General features: G+C 65.8%; 12 protein-coding genes and 4 pseudogenes. 5 read left to right on the top strand and 11 right to left on the bottom strand.

All coding sequences use genetic code 11. From position 1 onward, the window contains the following. Positions 1–12: 12 nt before the first annotated feature. Both ACFLEY_RS05135 and ACFLEY_RS05130 read right to left on the bottom strand, forming a co-directional pair. Positions 13–207 (bottom strand): annotated as a pseudogene (locus ACFLEY_RS05135) (autotransporter outer membrane beta-barrel domain-containing protein); the annotation flags it as partial. A 256-nt stretch (positions 208–463) separates the two neighbouring features. Continuing rightward, a pseudogene (locus ACFLEY_RS05130) lies at positions 464–568 on the bottom strand (hypothetical protein); the annotation flags it as partial. 1,842 nt (positions 569–2,410) lie between these two features. On the opposite strand from ACFLEY_RS05130, the gene ACFLEY_RS05125 reads away from it, so the two are divergent. Both ACFLEY_RS05125 and ACFLEY_RS05120 read left to right on the top strand, forming a co-directional pair. Next, positions 2,411–3,442: a helix-turn-helix domain-containing protein gene (locus tag ACFLEY_RS05125; protein WP_028173559.1), complete on the top strand. Its 1,032-nt coding sequence runs from the start codon at positions 2,411–2,413 to the stop codon at positions 3,440–3,442. A 143-nt stretch (positions 3,443–3,585) separates the two neighbouring features. Then, positions 3,586–4,176, top strand: a complete 591-nt coding sequence (locus ACFLEY_RS05120) for an HAD family phosphatase (protein WP_049832497.1) — start codon at positions 3,586–3,588, stop codon at positions 4,174–4,176. 24 nt (positions 4,177–4,200) lie between these two features. Here ACFLEY_RS05120 and ACFLEY_RS05115 read toward each other — a convergent pair whose 3' ends face one another. The 6 genes and pseudogenes from ACFLEY_RS05115 to ACFLEY_RS05090 all read right to left on the bottom strand — a co-directional run bounded on the left by ACFLEY_RS05115 (position 4,201) and on the right by ACFLEY_RS05090 (position 11,494). After that, complete coding sequence (locus tag ACFLEY_RS05115; protein ID WP_011084175.1) at positions 4,201–5,169, bottom strand: ABC transporter ATP-binding protein; 969 nt, start codon at positions 5,167–5,169, stop codon at positions 4,201–4,203. Continuing rightward, positions 5,166–6,160, bottom strand: a pseudogene (locus ACFLEY_RS05110) (ABC transporter ATP-binding protein). Before ACFLEY_RS05110 ends, ACFLEY_RS05115 begins: the two are co-directional and overlap by 4 nt. After that, positions 6,160–7,077, bottom strand: coding sequence for an ABC transporter permease (locus ACFLEY_RS05105; RefSeq protein WP_060910147.1), 918 nt, complete (start codon positions 7,075–7,077; stop codon positions 6,160–6,162). The pseudogene ACFLEY_RS05110 and the gene ACFLEY_RS05105 overlap by 1 nt, the downstream one beginning before the upstream one ends. Continuing rightward, positions 7,043–8,002, bottom strand: coding sequence for an ABC transporter permease (locus tag ACFLEY_RS05100; RefSeq protein ID WP_060910146.1), 960 nt, complete (start codon positions 8,000–8,002; stop codon positions 7,043–7,045). The genes ACFLEY_RS05105 and ACFLEY_RS05100 overlap by 35 nt, the downstream gene beginning before the upstream one ends. Positions 8,003–8,031: 29 nt before the next feature. After that, positions 8,032–9,822, bottom strand: coding sequence for a peptide ABC transporter substrate-binding protein (locus tag ACFLEY_RS05095; protein ID WP_060910145.1), 1,791 nt, complete (start codon positions 9,820–9,822; stop codon positions 8,032–8,034). Between the two features lie 261 nt (positions 9,823–10,083). Beyond that, positions 10,084–11,494 (bottom strand): annotated as a pseudogene (locus ACFLEY_RS05090) (M20 family metallopeptidase). A gap of 293 nt (positions 11,495–11,787) precedes the next feature. Here ACFLEY_RS05090 and ACFLEY_RS05085 point away from each other — a divergent pair. From ACFLEY_RS05085 to ACFLEY_RS05075, 3 genes are all read left to right on the top strand, one after another. After that, a complete protein-coding gene (locus ACFLEY_RS05085; protein ID WP_011084169.1) occupies positions 11,788–12,759 on the top strand; it encodes a S1C family serine protease in 972 nt (323 codons plus the stop codon). Between the two features lie 28 nt (positions 12,760–12,787). Further along, entirely contained in the window at positions 12,788–13,855 is a 1,068-nt protein-coding gene (locus ACFLEY_RS05080; RefSeq protein WP_060910143.1) for a phospholipase, read from the top strand. An 85-nt stretch (positions 13,856–13,940) separates the two neighbouring features. Further along, complete coding sequence (locus ACFLEY_RS05075) at positions 13,941–14,147, top strand: hypothetical protein (protein ID WP_027544339.1); 207 nt, start codon at positions 13,941–13,943, stop codon at positions 14,145–14,147. Positions 14,148–14,228: 81 nt separating this feature from the next. Here the strand turns inward: ACFLEY_RS05075 and ACFLEY_RS05070 are convergent, their stop codons facing one another. From ACFLEY_RS05070 to ACFLEY_RS05060, 3 genes are all read right to left on the bottom strand, one after another. After that, positions 14,229–14,888 (bottom strand): DsbA family protein, encoded by a 660-nt coding sequence (locus ACFLEY_RS05070; protein WP_060910142.1) that lies wholly within the window; start codon positions 14,886–14,888, stop codon positions 14,229–14,231. An 87-nt stretch (positions 14,889–14,975) separates the two neighbouring features. After that, positions 14,976–15,698 (bottom strand): LrgB family protein, encoded by a 723-nt coding sequence (locus ACFLEY_RS05065; protein WP_011084166.1) that lies wholly within the window; start codon positions 15,696–15,698, stop codon positions 14,976–14,978. After that, positions 15,695–16,078: a CidA/LrgA family protein gene (locus ACFLEY_RS05060; protein ID WP_060910141.1), complete on the bottom strand. Its 384-nt coding sequence runs from the start codon at positions 16,076–16,078 to the stop codon at positions 15,695–15,697. Before ACFLEY_RS05060 ends, ACFLEY_RS05065 begins: the two co-directional genes overlap by 4 nt. Between the last annotated feature and the right edge of the window lie 36 nt (positions 16,079–16,114).

Raw genomic sequence — 16,114 nt, 5'->3', positions numbered from 1 at the left:
GCAGTCGCCGGCCTACCAGGCGTAGCGAACGCTGCCCTTGCCGGCGTAGCTGCGGGTGACGTTCGAGAACTCGCCTTCGAAGCTCGCCGCCGCGGACCAGCCACTCAGCCAGCTCATCTCCACGGAAGCCGTGGTGAGCGCGGAGTCGCGAGCCTGCGCAGCGCCGTTGACGACGAAGCTCGCGCCCGGCAGCGCCTGGAAGGTCGCCGGTCTTGGTCAGCGCGAGCGATCCCGCCCCGTCGCGGATCGTCCCCGAAAAGATCTTGGACGTGTTGTCGCCGCCGGTGATCAGCGTGGCGGCGCCGCCGCTGTTGCTGACCGTGCCGGCACCTGCGAGCGAGCCGATCGCATTCGAGAAGCCGGCGAGATCGAGCACGGCGCCGCCGGCGACCGTGACCGCGGAATTGATGCCGAAAGCGCTGGTCGATCCGGCCTGCAGCGTGCCCGCGTCCACAATGGTCGGCCCGCTATAGGTGTTGGCCCCGGACAGGATCAGCGTTCCGGCGTAACCGTTCGCTTCGTTGACGACGACGTCGCCGGAGCCGGACAGAACACCCGTGAGATTCACCGTTGCCGGTAAGAACGTTGTAGGTGGGATCACCTGTCGCGACGATGTTGTTGCCGACGCTGAAGCTGCCGTTGAAGTTCACGGTCACGCCCGTCGTGCCGCCATTGAGCGTCAAGGCGCCGCTGCCAAGCGCGGTGCCATTGCCGACGACAAGCGTCGTGCCCTCGTTGATGGTGGTGCCGCCGCTATAGGTATTGGCGCCCGAGAGCGTCAGCGTGCCGCCATTGCTCTTGGTGATCGCAACACTGCCGCCCTGGTCGGCGGCGTTGGTCCCGCCACCGGGATTGCTGCCGCCGGAGCCGATATAGTCGGTGATGCCGTTGGCAATGGACTGGTTGCCAGAGCCAAAGCCGAGCACGGTGCTCGTGCCGCTGGTGCCCTGGAAGAAGATGCCGGAGCCGAAGGCCGAGCCGTTGCCGCCACCGTCGAGGCCCGTGCCGCCCGAAACGCTGCTCGTCGTTTGCGAAAGATCGCCCTGAACGGCCACTGTCCCGCCGCTCTGCACGAAGATGGCACCGCCGGCACCGAGGCCACCACCACCGGAGTTAGATCCGGTCCCACCACTGCCGCCATTGCCGGCGCCAAAGCCGCCGCTCCCGGCAGCCGTAATCCCGCCGCCGCCGCCTCCCCCGACGCCGCCGGCACCGCCGGTCGAGGTGGACAATCCGGCTGCCGAGCCACCTCCGCCGCCGTAGCCGCCCGAACCGCCCGTTGTTGCTCCGCCCGCATTGGCACCGCCACCGCCAAAACCGCCCGCGCCTCCGGCCACGGGCCCCCCGCCGGACGAACCACCGCCGCCACCGCTGGCGAAACCACCGGCGCCTCCGGTCTGGGGACCACTACCGCCGTTATGCACCCCACCGCTCGGACCGCCGGCAGTGCCCGAGCTGTTGGCGTCCGAGCCGACGAATAGTCCACCGCCTCCAGCCGGAGTCAGAGGATAGGACTTGCCGCCCATGCCGCCCCCGCCGCCCACCTCTCCGAAGTTGTCCACGACGCCGCCGCCCTTGGCCTGCGTGTTCGAGACGGCGACGTTCGACAAGGTCAATGCGCCGTTGCTGGAAACGAAGACCGCGCCGCCGAGTCCGGCGCCGGCACCGGAGCCCAAACCGGCTCCGCCCTGCGCCACCGCGTTGGCGATGGTCAGGCTCTTCAGCGTCACCGAATAGGTCGAGCCGGTGGTCCCGGCATCGCCGATGAAGAACGGCCGGTAGGTGCCGGCGCCGCTGATGGTCGGGTTGTTACCATTGCCGTCAATGGTGATGTTCTTGGTGATGATCGGCAGCTCGCTCAGGAGCGTGATGGTACCGCTGACCTGAAACAGGATGGTGTCGCCGCTCGTGGCGCTGGCGATCTCCCCCCGCAGGCTGCCGGCGCCGCTGTCGGCCGTAGAGGTCACCACCAGCGTCGCTGCGCGCGCCGCACCGGACAGGCCGAAGAACGATGCCATGACCGCAACACTTGCGAGCGCTGCACACCGGCGTGCACCAAGCCGAAGGCTCGTCTGCCCGATCGACAGGCACGAGGGCGGACGCAATCTGGTCGTCACGAAGAGCCTCGGACGCAAGCTGCGTGGCAACGCTGGTGATCTCGACGCGTCGTTAGCAGACTGGACACCTGCACAATGTGCCCGGTGTCTCAGGCGTGGATTTCGGTGAACAGTGATGCATGTGCGGCACATCGAGGCCGCGCGCCCGCAGCCTCGTCGAACGCCCTCATCGTCCGACGTCGCTTGCGTCCTCGTTGCCGAACCGCTACATGCGGGGGCGATGCTGGTCTGCTGCCGGGCTCAAAACATTAAGGCGCGCGACCTCGTCGAGGCGTGATGCGGACGAGACGGCGGTGAACAAGACGATGCTGGCGGACGACCCCGAACACGGGCCGAGCGCGCTGAGACAGTTGCGCGCGATGACCGTGGACATCTGCGATGTCATTGCGCTCACCGACGAGAACGATTTCCACATCACCACCACAACAGTGATGGCCGGCAACGCATTGCTGGTCGATTCTCGCGCCACCGACCTCGAATACGACCGGACGCCTGCGCACATCGCACGCGGCGGCCTCGACCACTATCAGATGACCCTCTGCATCGAAGGCGAGATGCGGTTCAGCTCCGGTCGCCGCGAGGTGACGTTGCGGCCCGGCGACATTTGCCTGCTCGACATGGCGCAGCCGAACCGGACGGTGTTTCGCGGCGGTAGCGGACGCACCCACCTGATGGCAATTATCGTGCAACGGTCGATGCTGGCGCCACGGCTCGCACATCCGGATTCGGCGACGGCCACCCTGTTGCCGTCAGACCACCCTCACGCGCGCCTGCTCGCAAGCCATTACGCAGCGCTTGCGCTGCCGCCTGAGCCAGAGGCGGGCAGCGTCGAGGCCACGATCGAGGCCATCGCCGACATCGTTGCCGCGGCTGCGGGCGGTACGGCCGACATCGCCGAAGGCGTCGAGCGGGCCGAGCGACATCTTTATCTGGCAATGATCAAGCGCCGCATCGCGGACAATCTCGAGACCGACGCGCTCGGCGTAAGCGAGCTCTGCCGCCATTTCCAGATTTCGCGCGCGACGCTTTACCGGCTGTTCGAGGCAGATGGCGGGCTGGCGCATTACGTGAGAGAGCAGCGGCTCAATCTCGCCTTTCAGCGGCTGTTGTCGCCGGCGGCGCAGGACAAACGGCTAATCGACCTCGCTGTCGGCTTGCGGTTCAGCAGCGACTCCACCTTCATCCGGGCGTTTCGCCGCAAGTTCGGCCTGACGCCGGGCGAGCTCAGGGAGCTGACCGACACGTGGCTCCGCGAGACCGGAGCGATCCCGGCTTTCGATACAGTGTTGCACCAGCTGGCCCGCCGCCGCGCATCACGATCGTAGAGGTGTCGCGCTCATCTCGGAGCTCGGCCCGGCCTGGATTTGTCGTCCACGTTCCAGCGGGATATGACTACGAATCGACCGGACATTTAAGCCAATCCGAGAGTGCTACCGTGACTGACGCGATCAAGCTCGTCCTCTTCGACATGGACAATGTCCTGTGCAACTACGACAGGGGACAGCGTGTGGCATGCCTGGCGGAGCTCGCGGGGTCGACCAGCGAGCTCGTCCACAAGGCAATCTGGGACAGCGGATTCGAGCTGCTCGGCGATTCCGGCGCTCTCGACGCCCCTGACTATCTGCGGGGCTTTGGCGAACGCATGGGCTATCCGCTGTCGCTCGACGAGTGGGTGGAGGCGCGGCGCCGCTCGATGCAGCCCGATCACGCGATGCTGGAGATTGCCCGACGTCTGCGCAAGACCGTCGATATTGCCGTCCTGACCAACAATACCACGCTGGTCGCCGACCACATCGACACGCTGCTGCCGGACTTGCGGCCGCTGTTCGGCTCCCGGATCTACACTTCGGCCCAGTTCAAGACGGCAAAGCCGGACCCGCGCTGCTATCGCCGCTGCCTGGCCGAGCTCGACGTGATGCCGCAGACCGTGCTGTTCGTCGACGATCTCCCGGCCAATGTTGCCGGCGCGCGCGAGGCGGGCCTGTTCGCGCATCACCACACGTCGGTGGAGGCTTTCAGGCAGGCCCTCTCGGCGCACGGCGTGCTTCAGGGCGAATGAATACGCCTTCCGCTTTGCCCGGCCTCAGGCGAGATGGCACGCCACGAAGTGACCGCCAGCGCCCTCCTTCAGCTCGGGCGCGCTCTCCGCGCAGCGCGGCTGGGCGATCGGACAGCGGGTGTGGAAGTGGCAGCCTGACGGCGGCTTCATCGGGCTCGGCACGTCGCCCTTGAGGCGGATGCGCTCACGCTTGAGCTTGGGATCGGGCACCGGCACCGCTGACAACAGCGCCCTGGTGTAGGGGTGCTGCGGGTTGCGGTAGAGGTCGCTGGCTTTCGCCAGCTCGACGATGCGGCCGAGATACATCACCGCGACGCGGTCGGAGATGTGCTCGACCACCGAGAGGTCATGCGCGACGAAGAGATAGGTGAGGTTCAGCTCGGCCTGGAGGTCTTCCAGCAGATTGATGACCTGCGCCTGGATCGACACGTCGAGCGCGGACACCGGCTCGTCGCAGACGATCAGCTTCGGCTCGACCGCGAGCGCCCGCGCGATCACGATGCGCTGGCGCTGGCCGCCGGAGAACTCGTGCGGGTAGCGGCGCATGTGCTCGGCCTTGAGGCCGACCTTGACCAGCAGGCTCGCGACGCGCTCCTCCCGCTCCTTGGCCGATGAGCCGAGCTTGTGGATGACGAGCGCCTCGCCGAGAATCGTACCCACCGTCATGCGCGGATTGAGCGAGGCAAACGGATCCTGGAACACGAGCTGCATGTTCCGCCGCATCGCGCGCAGATCGTTGCCGCCGAGCTGGCGCACGTCCTGGCCGTCGAAGGTGACCTCGCCGTCGGTCGGCTCGATCAGGCGCAGCACGCAGCGCCCCGTCGTCGACTTGCCGCAGCCGGATTCACCGACGAGACCGAGCGTCTCGCCGCGATTGACCGAGAACGACACGCCGTCGACCGCATAGACGCTGCCGACCTGGCGCGACAGCAAGCCGCCGAGAACGGGGAAATGTTTCTTCAGACCGCTGACGCGGAGCAAGGGTTCGCTCATGACGCGGCTCCCAACTGCGTATCCCCCAGGTGACAGGCCATGCGGTGGCCGGGCGAGACCTCGCGGAGCAGCGGCTCCTTCTCGGTGCAGACGTTCATCGCGAACTTGCAGCGCGGCGCGAAGCGGCAGCCGACCGGCGGATTGATCAGGATCGGCACCGAGCCGCCGATCGCCTCCAGCCGCGTCTTGTGCTCGCTGTCGAGGTCGATGCGCGGGATCGAGCGGATCAGGCCTTGCGTATAGGGATGGCGGGGATCGGCGAAGAGATCGTCGACGCTCGCCTCCTCCACCACCTTGCGGCATACATCACGACGACGCGCTGCGCGGTCTCGGCGACGACGCCCATGGCATGGGTGATCAGCATCACCGCCATGCCGAAGCGCTCCTTCATGTCCTGCAAGAGGTCGAGGATCTGGGCCTGGATGGTGACGTCGAGCGCGGTGGTGGGCTCGTCGGCGATGATCAGCTTCGGCTTGCAGGCGAGCGCCATCGCGATCATCACGCGCTGGCGCATGCCGCCGGAGAACTGGTGCGGGTAGTTGTGCACGCGGCCTTCGGCGTTGGGGATCTGCACCAGCTTGAGCATCTCGATGGTGCGCTCGAGCGCCTGCTTCTTCGTCACCGCTTCATGCCGGCGCAGGCTCTCGGCGATCTGCTCGCCGACGGTGAGCACCGGGTTGAGCGAGGTCATCGGCTCCTGGAAGATGAAGCCGATCTCCTTGGCGCGGATCTCGTCGAGCTGGTTGCTCGTCAGCGGCACGAGATCGCGGCCCTCGAAGATGATCTGGCCGGCGGCGATGCGGCCGGGCGGCATCGCGATCAGTTTCAGGATCGACATCGCCGTCACGGTCTTGCCGCAGCCGGACTCGCCGACGACACAGAGCGTCTCGCCGCGGTTGATGGAGATGTCGACGCCGTCGACGGCCTGCAGGATGCCGTCGTCGGTGGAGAAATGGGTTTTCAGGCCCTTGATCTCGAGCAGCGGCGCCATCAGATCACCCGTCGCGCATCGAGCGCGTCACGCAGGCCGTCGCCGATGAAGTTGATGGCAACCACCGCGATGAAGATCGCGCCGCCCGGAAACAGCGCCCAGTGCGGACCGATATCGAGGAAGTCCTTGGCGTCGTACAGCAGCCGCCCCCAGGTCGGGGTGTCCGGCGGAAAGCCGAGGCCGAGGAAGGACAATGTCGATTCCGCGATGATGGCGGCGGCGACGTCGATGGTGCCGGCGATGATCACCGGACCGAGCGCATTGGGCAGGATGTGGCGCACCACCTGCCGCACCGGGCTGGCGCCGAGCGCGCGCGCGGCCTCGACGAACTCCTTCTCGCGGATCGACAGGAACTGCGCGCGCACGAGGCGGGCGACCGGCATCCAGCGCAGGCCCCCGATCACGAGCACGATCAGGATGAAGATGCCGCCTTCGGCGCCGAACGCGGCCTTGAGCCCGTCGCGGAACAGATAGATCAGCAGCAGCAGCAGCGGCAGCTGCGGCAGCGACAAGAAGAGATCGGTGAGCCACATCAGCCCGTGACCGACCGCACCGCGCGACATGCCGGCAAGCGCGCCGATCAGCGTGCCCACGAACACCGAGACCAGCATCGCGGCAAGGCCGACCGCGAGCGAGATGCGCCCGCCATAGATCATGCGGGCGAGGATGTCCTGCCCGAGATCGTCGGTGCCGAAGGGATGGGCGAGCGAGGGCCCCTGCATGCCCGCCACGATGTCGATGTCGTCGATCTTGACCCGCCAGACGAAGGGGCCGGCGACCACCGCCAGCACCAGAATGAGGAGCAGGAACGCACTGACCACGGCAAGCTTGTGGCGGCTATAGCGCCGCCACGTCTCGCGCCAGGGCGAGTAGACGCGCCGCTCAGCGGAGGGAGATGCGAGGGTCAAGCCAGCCATACAGGACGTCCGCGATGAGATTGAACAGGACCACAAGACACGCGAAGACGAAGGTGACGGCCATCACCACCGGCGTGTCGTTGGAAAGGATGGAGGAGATCAGCAGCGAGCCGATGCCGGGGATGCGGAAGATCTGCTCGGTGACGATGGCGCCGCCGAACACCGCCGGCATCTGGAGCGCGATCAGCGTGACGACCGGGATCATCGCATTGCGCATCACATGCTTGACGATGACCTTGGCCTGCCCAAGTCCCTTTGCACGCGCCGTGGTGACGTAGTCGAGCCGGATCACGTCCAGCATCGCCGAGCGCACGAAGCGCGTCATCGACGCCGCCTGGAACAGGCCGAGCACCGCCACCGGCATGATCGCCTGCCGGATCATCTCGAGCGCCCAGCGGATGCCGGTGGCCTTGATGTCGCTGGAATAGACGAAGGGCAGCCAGTCCAGCGTGACCGAGAAGATCAGGATGAACAGGATGCCGGTGAAGAAGGTGGGCAGCGAGAAGCCGACGAAGGCCAGCACGTTGGCGATCTGGTCAAACAGTGAATACGGCTTGGTCGCCGCGTAGACGCCGACCGGAATCGCGATCAGGAGCGCCAGGATCTGCGCCGAGCCGATCACATAGAGCGTCGCCGGCAGGCGCTGGAGGATGAGCGCATCGACGTTCATCCGGCTGACGAAGGAAAACCCCCAATCGCCATGCGCCATGGCGGAGAGCCAGTGCAGGTAGCGCAGATAGATCGGATCGTCGAGGCCGAACTTCGCCCGAAGCGCGGCAGCGACTTCGGGCGGCACGTTCGGATTGGTCGCCAGTTCCGAAAACGGATCGCCGGGGGCGAGCGCCAGCACGACGAACAGCACGAGCGAAATGCCGAGCAGGCTCGGAATGGCGATCAGCAGGCGACGCAGGACATATTGACTCATAGGGAAAGACCCCGCCTAGGCCTGCGCGATCATACCTCCCGGTACCAGTCGAAGAGGTTGTCGGTCTCGTTCGCCCAACCGCTGACCACGCAAACCAGGTTGTTGGCGGCGGCCTCCACCTTGAGGCGATGCTGCACCGGGATGAACACGGTGTCCCCGATCAGGATATCGTTGGCCTTGATGTAGAACGCCGCGCGCTTGACCGGATCCATCTCGCCTTCCGCGGCCAGGATCGCGTCGTCGTACTCCTTGTTGACGTAGCGCGGGAAATTCTGTCCCTGCCACTTGTTCTCCTTGGTCGCCACATTCGCCGACATATAGCGCCGCATGTGCTGGGACGGATCCGGCTGGCTCATCGGGATCTGGAACATCTCCATGTCGGCATAGAACATCGGGTAGATGTCGGGATTGCCGGCGTCGGAGGAGAAGAACACCGAGGCGACGACCGACTTCAGCTCGACGTCGATGCCAGCCTTCTGGCAGGCCTGCTTGACGATGGCCTGGGTCTTCTGGCGCGGGCCGTTGATCGACGTCTGGTACAGAAGCTTCAGCTTCTTGCCGTCCTTCTCGCGGATGCCGTCCGCACCCGGTTTCCAGCCGGCGTCATCCAGCATCTTCGACGCCTTCTCGACGCTGAATTCCCAGCTCGTGTTCTTGGAGACGAACTTTTCGGGGCCGTTGAGGAAGTTCGCCGTGGTGCGGCCTGCGCGGCCGTAGATCACCTTCTTCACCGCTTCACGATCGACCAGCATCGCCAGCGCCTTGCGTACGGCGGGATCGGAGAACAGCGGGTGCTTCGTCTTCATCGAAGAGCGCTCGCCATCGACCTCGGTGTTCGGGTCGGTGAAATTCAGCGCGATGAACTCGGTGTCTCCACCCACGGCGTAGATGGCCTTGCCCTTGCCGCCCTTCTCCAGGCGCAACAGCACGTCGTCTTCGACCTGGATGTTATAGCCGAAATCGTATTCGCCGGTCTGGATCACCGCGCGCGCCGCCGAGACAGCATCGCCGCCGCCCTTCATTTCGAGCGTGTCGAAATACGGACGGTTCGGCATGTGATAGTCGGGATTGAGCTCACCGCGGACGAGATCGCCCGGCTTGAACTCGAGGAATTTGTACGGGCCGGTGCCGACCGGCGAGAGGTTGTTCGGCGCCTCGCGGGACTTCGCGCCTTTGTAATCCGCGAACAGATGCTTGGGGATGATGGTGTTCGGAGCCCCGACGAAAGCATCGGCCCAGAACGGCGTCGGCTTGTTGAAAAGGATGCGGACCGTGAGGTCATCCACCTTCTCGACGACGATGTCGCGATAGGTCGCAATGGTGACCGCGGAGGTCGCGGGATCCTTGGCGTATTCCCAGTTGAACACGACGTCGTCGGCGGTGAACGGCTTGCCGTCGGGCCATTTGACGCCGGGCTTGAGCTTCCAGGTGACCGACTTGCCGTCGGCGGCGAGGCCGCCGTTCTGGATCGACGGGATTTCGGCGGCCAGAACCAGCTTCATGTTGCCGTCCGGATCCCAACAGGCAAGCGGCTCGTAGAACAGGCGCGAACCGTCCTGGTCCTTGGTGCCGGTGGCGAAATGCGGATTGAGCAGGGTCGGCCCCTGCCACCACAGCAGCTTCAGTGCGCCGCCGCCGCCGCGCTTGGTCGGCTTGTAGGTCGAAACGCCTTCCGCCATGGCGACGCCGCCCAGCGCGAGGATCTGGTTGGCCAGCGGTGCGGTCAGACCGACAGCGGCAAGACGCTGGATGAAGGCACGGCGATCCATCCGTCCGTCCTTCACTTGGCCGATCATCGAACGCAGTTCTTTATCCAGCATGGTTTGTCCCCCGTCTGGTTCCCGAATGGATGCAGGCGGCCGCGATGCGACCGCCGGGTTTTGTCTGGCCGTAGATGGCACACCGAATAGGCCGCCCGTCAACTGCGACTGTGTGTATGCAAACGGTGTTCTGGCTGTCCGTTGGGCAAAACTGCGTTCCGCAGCCCAAGCGTTCGGCAATCCGGCGTAAAACAAGCCGGAATCCACGTTGCACTGCGGAAAATTTGTTCGCCGGATCAGACGAAGTATCAAGACGAAATTCTACACCACGGACATATCCAGTGGCGGCGCGACATGGTCCGGCAGCGGACAGACGTAAGGTGTCTTGGCTGTTCGCCTCGCAAGGTCGGCTTTCGCGGCCTTGATCAGCTCCGGTTCCGTGAGCGCCTTGATGCCGATACCGGCCATCGCCTTGGCGGCATGCACCATGGCCTTGTGGGCATGCGGGCTCTTGCCCTGCGCCACCACCTGCCAGGTGTGGAACGGCGTGCCGATTGCAACCGTCGGTGCGTGAACCTGCACGGTCGGCACCACCCAGCTCACGTCACCAACGTCGGTCGAACCGACCAGCGGGTTGCGCTCGGCATCGAGCGGCACCAGGAAGTCGGCCAGCGGCCGATCGGTCGGCTCCATCCCGATCGCGTAGTAGACCGAGGCAATGTCCTTGTCGGTCAGCGTCGATCGGATCTGGGTGGCAAACCCCTTGTCCGCGTCGTCGAAATGCGGCGGTCCGAGTTCTTCCATGACCCGATGCAGCGCCTGCTCCAGCGGCGTATTCGGCAGAATGTTGGAGACCGCGGAGATGATCTTCATCTCGACTTTGGTCTCGGTCATCAGCGCCGCGCCGTCCGCGATCTTGCTCACGCGGCCGACCAGCTCGTTCATGCCGGGCAGATCGCGGGCGCGGATCGAGTAGCGCATGCGCCTGCACCACGTTGGGCGCAATGCCGCCGGTGTCGAGCAGCGCGTAATGCACTCGCGCGTCGCTCGGCATGTGCTCGCGCATGTAGTTCACGCCGACATTCATCAGCTCCACCGCATCGAGCGCGGAACGGCCGAGATGCGGCGAGGCGGCCGCATGCGAGGTGCGGCCTGTGAAAATGAAGTCGGCGCGCGTGTTCGCGAGCGACGGCGTCACCGCCACTTCCCAGAAGCTGTGCGGATGCCAGGTGATGGCGATGTCGGCATCCTCGAACGCGCCGGAGCGCACCATGAACGCCTTTGCCGCGCCGCCTTCTTCAGCCGGGCAGCCGTAGTAGCGCACGCGGCCCGGCACCTTGTTCTCGGCGAGCCAGTCCTTCGCCGCGGTCGCGGCGAGCAGTGCCGCAGAACCGAGCAGATTGTGACCGCAGCCATGGCCATGGCCGCCGGTCTCGACCGGACGATGTTCCGCCACGCCCGCCTCCTGGCTGAGACCCGGCAGCGCGTCATATTCCCCCATGAAGGCGATGACCGGTCCGCCCTCGCCCCATTCGCCCATCAGCGCGGTCGGGATGCCGGCGACGTTCTAGGTGATACGGAAGCCCTGATGGCGCAGTTCGGCGAGATGCTCGGCGGCGGACCGCGCCTCGGTGTAACAAACCTCCGGCATGCCCCAGACCTTGTCGCTGAGGTCGATGAAACGCGCCTTGATCGTGTCGACGCCACGCCAGATGTCGCTGCGGTTGTCCATGTTTCGGTCCGTGATCTCTTGGTCAAACGAAGCGGCAATGGTTAGCAGCTTCATTACACGGCGCCTAGCACCTCGCCGGACAGCAGCCATGCGGCGGATGCCGGATCGAAGGACCGCCGGGCCGCCGACCGCGCGCGAAACGGTCCCGCGCCTTTCGAAGATTTCACACGGCGTTCTGCGGAATAGTTGGGAAACGAGGCTTTCAAGACGGCCTTCTCCGGCCTAAATTATCCATGCTTCGCGCGTCGTTCCGCTAGCCACGGCGGAGCGATGCACTCAGCCAGGAGAACTCCATGCCCGCCCTGACCGAATGGAGAGTGCCGCCGGCCAATCAGCCGCGTGCGAGCGAATACGGTTTCGATCTCGACCGCGCGCTCGCGTCCGTCGTCGGCCTGCACGCCATCATCCCGCCGGACGCGTTCAGCGCCGAGACGCTGGGCACCGAGCGCGCCGGCAACGGCGTCGTCATCGACGACGGGCTGGTGCTGACCATCGGCTATCTCATCACCGAGGCGGAATCGGTGTGGCTGCACCTCGCCGACGGGCGCGTCGTCGAGGGACATGCCCTCGGTTTCGATTCGGTCACCGGCTTCGGCCTCGTGCAGGCGCTGGGTGAGCTCGACGTCGAACCCTTGCCGCTCGGCAGCTCGGCAGAGACCCGGGTCGGCGACCGCGTCGTGGTCGGCGGCGCCGGCGGCCGCACGCGATCGGTTGCGAGCCAGATCGTGGCCAAGCAGGAATTCGCCGGTTACTGGGAATATCTGCTGGATGAGGCCGTCTTCACACATCCCGCGCACCCGAACTGGGGCGGCACCGGCTTGCTCAACGAGCGCGGCGAGTTGATCGGCATCGGCTCGCTCCAGCTCGAGCGCGAACGCGACGGCAAGGCCGAGCACGTCAACATGATCGTGCCGATCGACCTGTTGAAGCCGATCCTGGAGGATCTGCGCAAGTTCGGCCGCGTCAACAAGCCGTCGCGGCCCTGGCTCGGGCTCTATTCAACCGAGATCGACAACCGCGTGGTGGTGATCGGGATCTCCGCCAACGGGCCGGCCGCCCGCGCCGAGCTCAAGACCGGCGACGTCATCCTCGCCGTCGACGGCGAGAAGATCATCAGCCAGACCGCCTTCTACAAGAAGATGTGGGCGCTCGGCGCCGCCGGCGTCGACGTCCCGCTCACCGTGCATCATGAAGGCGTCACCTTCGACGTCACGGTGACTTCGACCGACCGCTTCAAGCTGTTGAAGGCGCCGAAGCTGCACTGACCGGCCGAACTGAAGCAAGGAAGCGGCGATGACCGAGGCCGTCGTTGACGACATCGTGGCCGTGCTGCCGCCGCTGCTGAACGCGCTGGAGGCGCTCGGCTTCTTCACCCGTCACCTGCATCCGCCAGCCTTCACGTCCGTGATGAACGCGATCGGCGCGCCGGACGACGCACTGCAAGCCGCACATTCGGCGATCGGCACCTGGCCTGAACAATTCGCCGGCTTGCGCGACCGGCTCGATGGTGCCTGCAACGAGACGCTCGCCGCCTTTGCCGGCATTCGCGAGGTCGAGCGCGGCAACGGCGATCTCGTCGCCGTCTTCCGCGCACTGCGCCACGTACCGCGCGCGCTGGAGGCGCTTTATCCGCTTGCCGTGCAATTTCCGCCGGTCAGCAGCTTCTTCCTCAACGCCGCGAGGCGCGAGGACGAAATTCTGCTGGCACGGCTCGAGGCTGGCGCGGGCGAGCACAGTGGCATCTTCCACGATCACAACGAGCCCGGCAGCCGCGGCGGCTTCTCGGTCTATGTCCCCGAATATTATTCGCCGGAGCGCGCGATGCCGCTGGTGATGGCGCTGCATGGCGGCAGCGGCAATGGCCGTGGATTCCTGTGGAGCTGGCTCCGCGATGCCCGCAGCTTGGGTGCGATCCTGGTGGCGCCGACTGCGACCGGTCAAACCTGGGCGCTGATGGGCGACGACACTGATACGCCCAACCTCATGCGCATCCTTGAGACTGTGCGCAGCCGCTGGTCCATCGACGGCTCGCGCATGCTGCTGACCGGCATGAGCGACGGAGGCACCTTCTGCTACGTCAGCGGGCTCGATGGCGCATCGCCCTTTACGCATCTCGCGCCGGTGTCGGCGACCTTCCACCCGCTGATGGCGGAGATGGCGGATGCTGCGCGCCTGCAGCGCCTGCCGATCTTCATCACCCACGGCAAGCTCGACTGGATGTTTCCTGTGCAGACCGCGCGACAGACGCAAGCGGCGCTCTCCGCCGCCGGCGCCGACGTCGTTTATCGCGAGATCGACGATCTCAGCCACACCTATCCGCGCGAGATCAATGCGGAGCTGCTGGCGTGGCTGAACGGATAATGAACAACCTCTCCTTAGATGCGCCGCATGGCCGCGGAACCATCGCGCCGTGCCGACGTTATCGGCGCGACACCGGAGGTTCGCTATGAAGACTTTTTTCGGAATGATTTTGGGCGCGCTGCTTCTCGCGGGCGGCGTCTATGTCTATGACTCCATGCAGACCTCATCCGTCGCCAATGGCGAGGTCGCGACCACCAATCGCACCATTGTGAACTGGGATGTCGCAAAGGCCGACTGGGATGCTCTGCGCGATCGCGCGCACAAGGACTGGGTCCGCATCTCGTCGAAGTAACGTCGCTGACATCATGAACAAGGCGCCGTCGCGGTCCGCGGCGGCGCCTTCGTATTGGGCGTGTCAGTTGCGGCGAGCGCCTTAGTTCATCTTGGCCTTGCGCGCGTCGGCGATGACCTGCTCGAATTCGGTTATGCTGAGCACGCCGGGCACGCGGTACTTGCCGACAATGAAGGCCGGGGTGCCGCGGAAGCCGAAGGCTTCGGCCTGCTCGTTGTTGCGCTTGAGGATGGCGTCGATGTCCTTGGCGTGGTCGGTGAGATCGCGCTTCAGCCGGTCCATGTCGACGCCGGCAGCCGCCAGAAGCTCATTGATGCGCGGCTCGGTCAGGCGCGAGCTGACGCCCATCATGGCGTCATGGGCCTGATGGTACTTGTCTTGGAATTTCGCCGCGAGCGCGATCCGCGCCGCCGTGACCGACACCGGCCCGAGGATCGGCCAGTCCTTCATCACCAGCCTCACCTTGCCGTCGTCCTGGACGACCTGGCGCAGTTCGGGCTCGAGCTTGCGGCAATAGGGGCAATTGTAGTCGGACCATTCGACGATGGTGATATTGCCCTCGGGATTGCCGGCGACGGGCGTGTCCGGATCGCGCAGCACCTTGGTTTCGGTCAGCACCTCGTCATCGGCGGCGGCTGCCAGCGCCGAGGTGATGCCGCCCGCCGCGAGGGCGCCCGCCCCGATCAGCGTCAGCGCGGCGCGCCGCGTCGGCACAAGGCCCTTATTCCTGAATCCAGCCATATCTCGTCCCGTTTCGGTCCCATCCCCGTCGATACGGATCGAGACCGGGAATTGTTACAGGTCATATAGAGTGTTGCGGCGGCGATGTCATCGCACCAGCAGCGTGACCGCCAGCGGGACCAGGAACGAGGTCACCAAAGCGTTCAGGCTCATGGCGATGCCGGAAAAGACGCCGGCGATCTCGTCGACCTGGAACGCGCGCGCGGTGCCGATGCCGTGCGCGGCAAGGCCGGCGGCAAATCCGCGCGCCCGGAAATCGGTGACGCCGGTGCGGTTCATCAGCGGCGTCACGATGATCGCACCCATGATGCCGGTGAGGATGACCGCAACCGCCGCCAGCGAGGGATCGGCGTGCAGGGATTCGGCGATGCCCATGGCAACGCCGGCCGTGACCGATTTCGGCGCCAGCGACAGCACGACGTCGCGCGGCAGCCCGGCGAGCTCGGCCAGCAGCACCACCGACACCACCGCCGTGACCGAGCCGGCAACGAGCGCTACCAGCATCGGCACGATAGATGAGACCACGCGCTTGCGGTTCTCGTAGAGCGGCACGGCGAGCGCGACGGTGGCGGGCCCCAGCAGGAAATGCACGAACTGCGCACCGGCGAAATAGGTAGTGTAGGAGGTGCCCGTTACGAGCAGGAACACACCGATGATCCACATCGCGTGCAGCACGGGATTGGCGAGCGGATGGCGCCGGCTCGCCAGCGACACCGCATCCGTGCTCGCATAGACCAGCAGGGTCACGGTCAGCCACAGCAGCGGGGACTGCGAGAGATAGACCCAGAGCGAGAACGGGTTGTCCTTCATCGGGCGTCCTGTTGCCTCAGGAGGCGGCTGACGAGGCGGAAGGTGAGCACCGTCGCAAGCAGCGTGACAACCACAGAGAGCGCGAGCACGAGGATGATGGCGACGCCGTGCGATGCGAGCAGATCGAGCTCCTGGACGACGCCGACGCCGGCCGGCACGAACAGCAGCGACAGATGAGCCAGCAATCCCTTGCCAGCAGTCTCCACGCCGCCGTTGCGCAACGGCCCGCGCGCCAACAGCGCAAGGCGGTCGCGCGTGAGCAGCAGGATCAGCAGCAGCAGCAGGCCGAGCACGGGTCCCGGCAGCGGCAGGCCGAGGCCGCGCACGACGGCTTCGCCGATCAACTGGCAAAGCAGGATGAGGCCGAGGCTTGCGAGCATGACGAACGCATCAAGGGATGCGCCGGCAGGCTTGTC

Source organism: Bradyrhizobium sp. YCK136, from assembly GCF_044570075.1.
Classification (GTDB): domain Bacteria; phylum Pseudomonadota; class Alphaproteobacteria; order Rhizobiales; family Xanthobacteraceae; genus Bradyrhizobium; species Bradyrhizobium diazoefficiens.
The sequence above is the reverse complement of the archived record's forward strand: the minus strand, read 5'-3'. Positions and strand labels throughout refer to the sequence as shown.

What these genes read in the sequence shown, in the direction of transcription:
- ACFLEY_RS05120 (WP_049832497.1), top strand. Translation starts at nt 3,586, where the DNA reads ATGGACAATGTCCTGTGCAACTACGACAGGGGACAGCGTGTGGCATGC.
- ACFLEY_RS05115 (WP_011084175.1), bottom strand. Translation starts at nt 5,169, where the DNA reads ATGAGCGAACCCTTGCTCCGCGTCAGCGGTCTGAAGAAACATTTCCCC.
- ACFLEY_RS05105 (WP_060910147.1), bottom strand. Translation starts at nt 7,077, where the DNA reads ATGGCTGGCTTGACCCTCGCATCTCCCTCCGCTGAGCGGCGCGTCTAC.
- ACFLEY_RS05100 (WP_060910146.1), bottom strand. Translation starts at nt 8,002, where the DNA reads ATGAGTCAATATGTCCTGCGTCGCCTGCTGATCGCCATTCCGAGCCTG.
- ACFLEY_RS05095 (WP_060910145.1), bottom strand. Translation starts at nt 9,822, where the DNA reads ATGCTGGATAAAGAACTGCGTTCGATGATCGGCCAAGTGAAGGACGGA.
- ACFLEY_RS05085 (WP_011084169.1), top strand. Translation starts at nt 11,788, where the DNA reads ATGCCCGCCCTGACCGAATGGAGAGTGCCGCCGGCCAATCAGCCGCGT.
- ACFLEY_RS05080 (WP_060910143.1), top strand. Translation starts at nt 12,788, where the DNA reads ATGACCGAGGCCGTCGTTGACGACATCGTGGCCGTGCTGCCGCCGCTG.
- ACFLEY_RS05075 (WP_027544339.1), top strand. Translation starts at nt 13,941, where the DNA reads ATGAAGACTTTTTTCGGAATGATTTTGGGCGCGCTGCTTCTCGCGGGC.
- ACFLEY_RS05070 (WP_060910142.1), bottom strand. Translation starts at nt 14,888, where the DNA reads ATGGCTGGATTCAGGAATAAGGGCCTTGTGCCGACGCGGCGCGCCGCG.
- ACFLEY_RS05065 (WP_011084166.1), bottom strand. Translation starts at nt 15,698, where the DNA reads ATGAAGGACAACCCGTTCTCGCTCTGGGTCTATCTCTCGCAGTCCCCG.
- ACFLEY_RS05060 (WP_060910141.1), bottom strand. Translation starts at nt 16,078, where the DNA reads ATGCTCGCAAGCCTCGGCCTCATCCTGCTTTGCCAGTTGATCGGCGAA.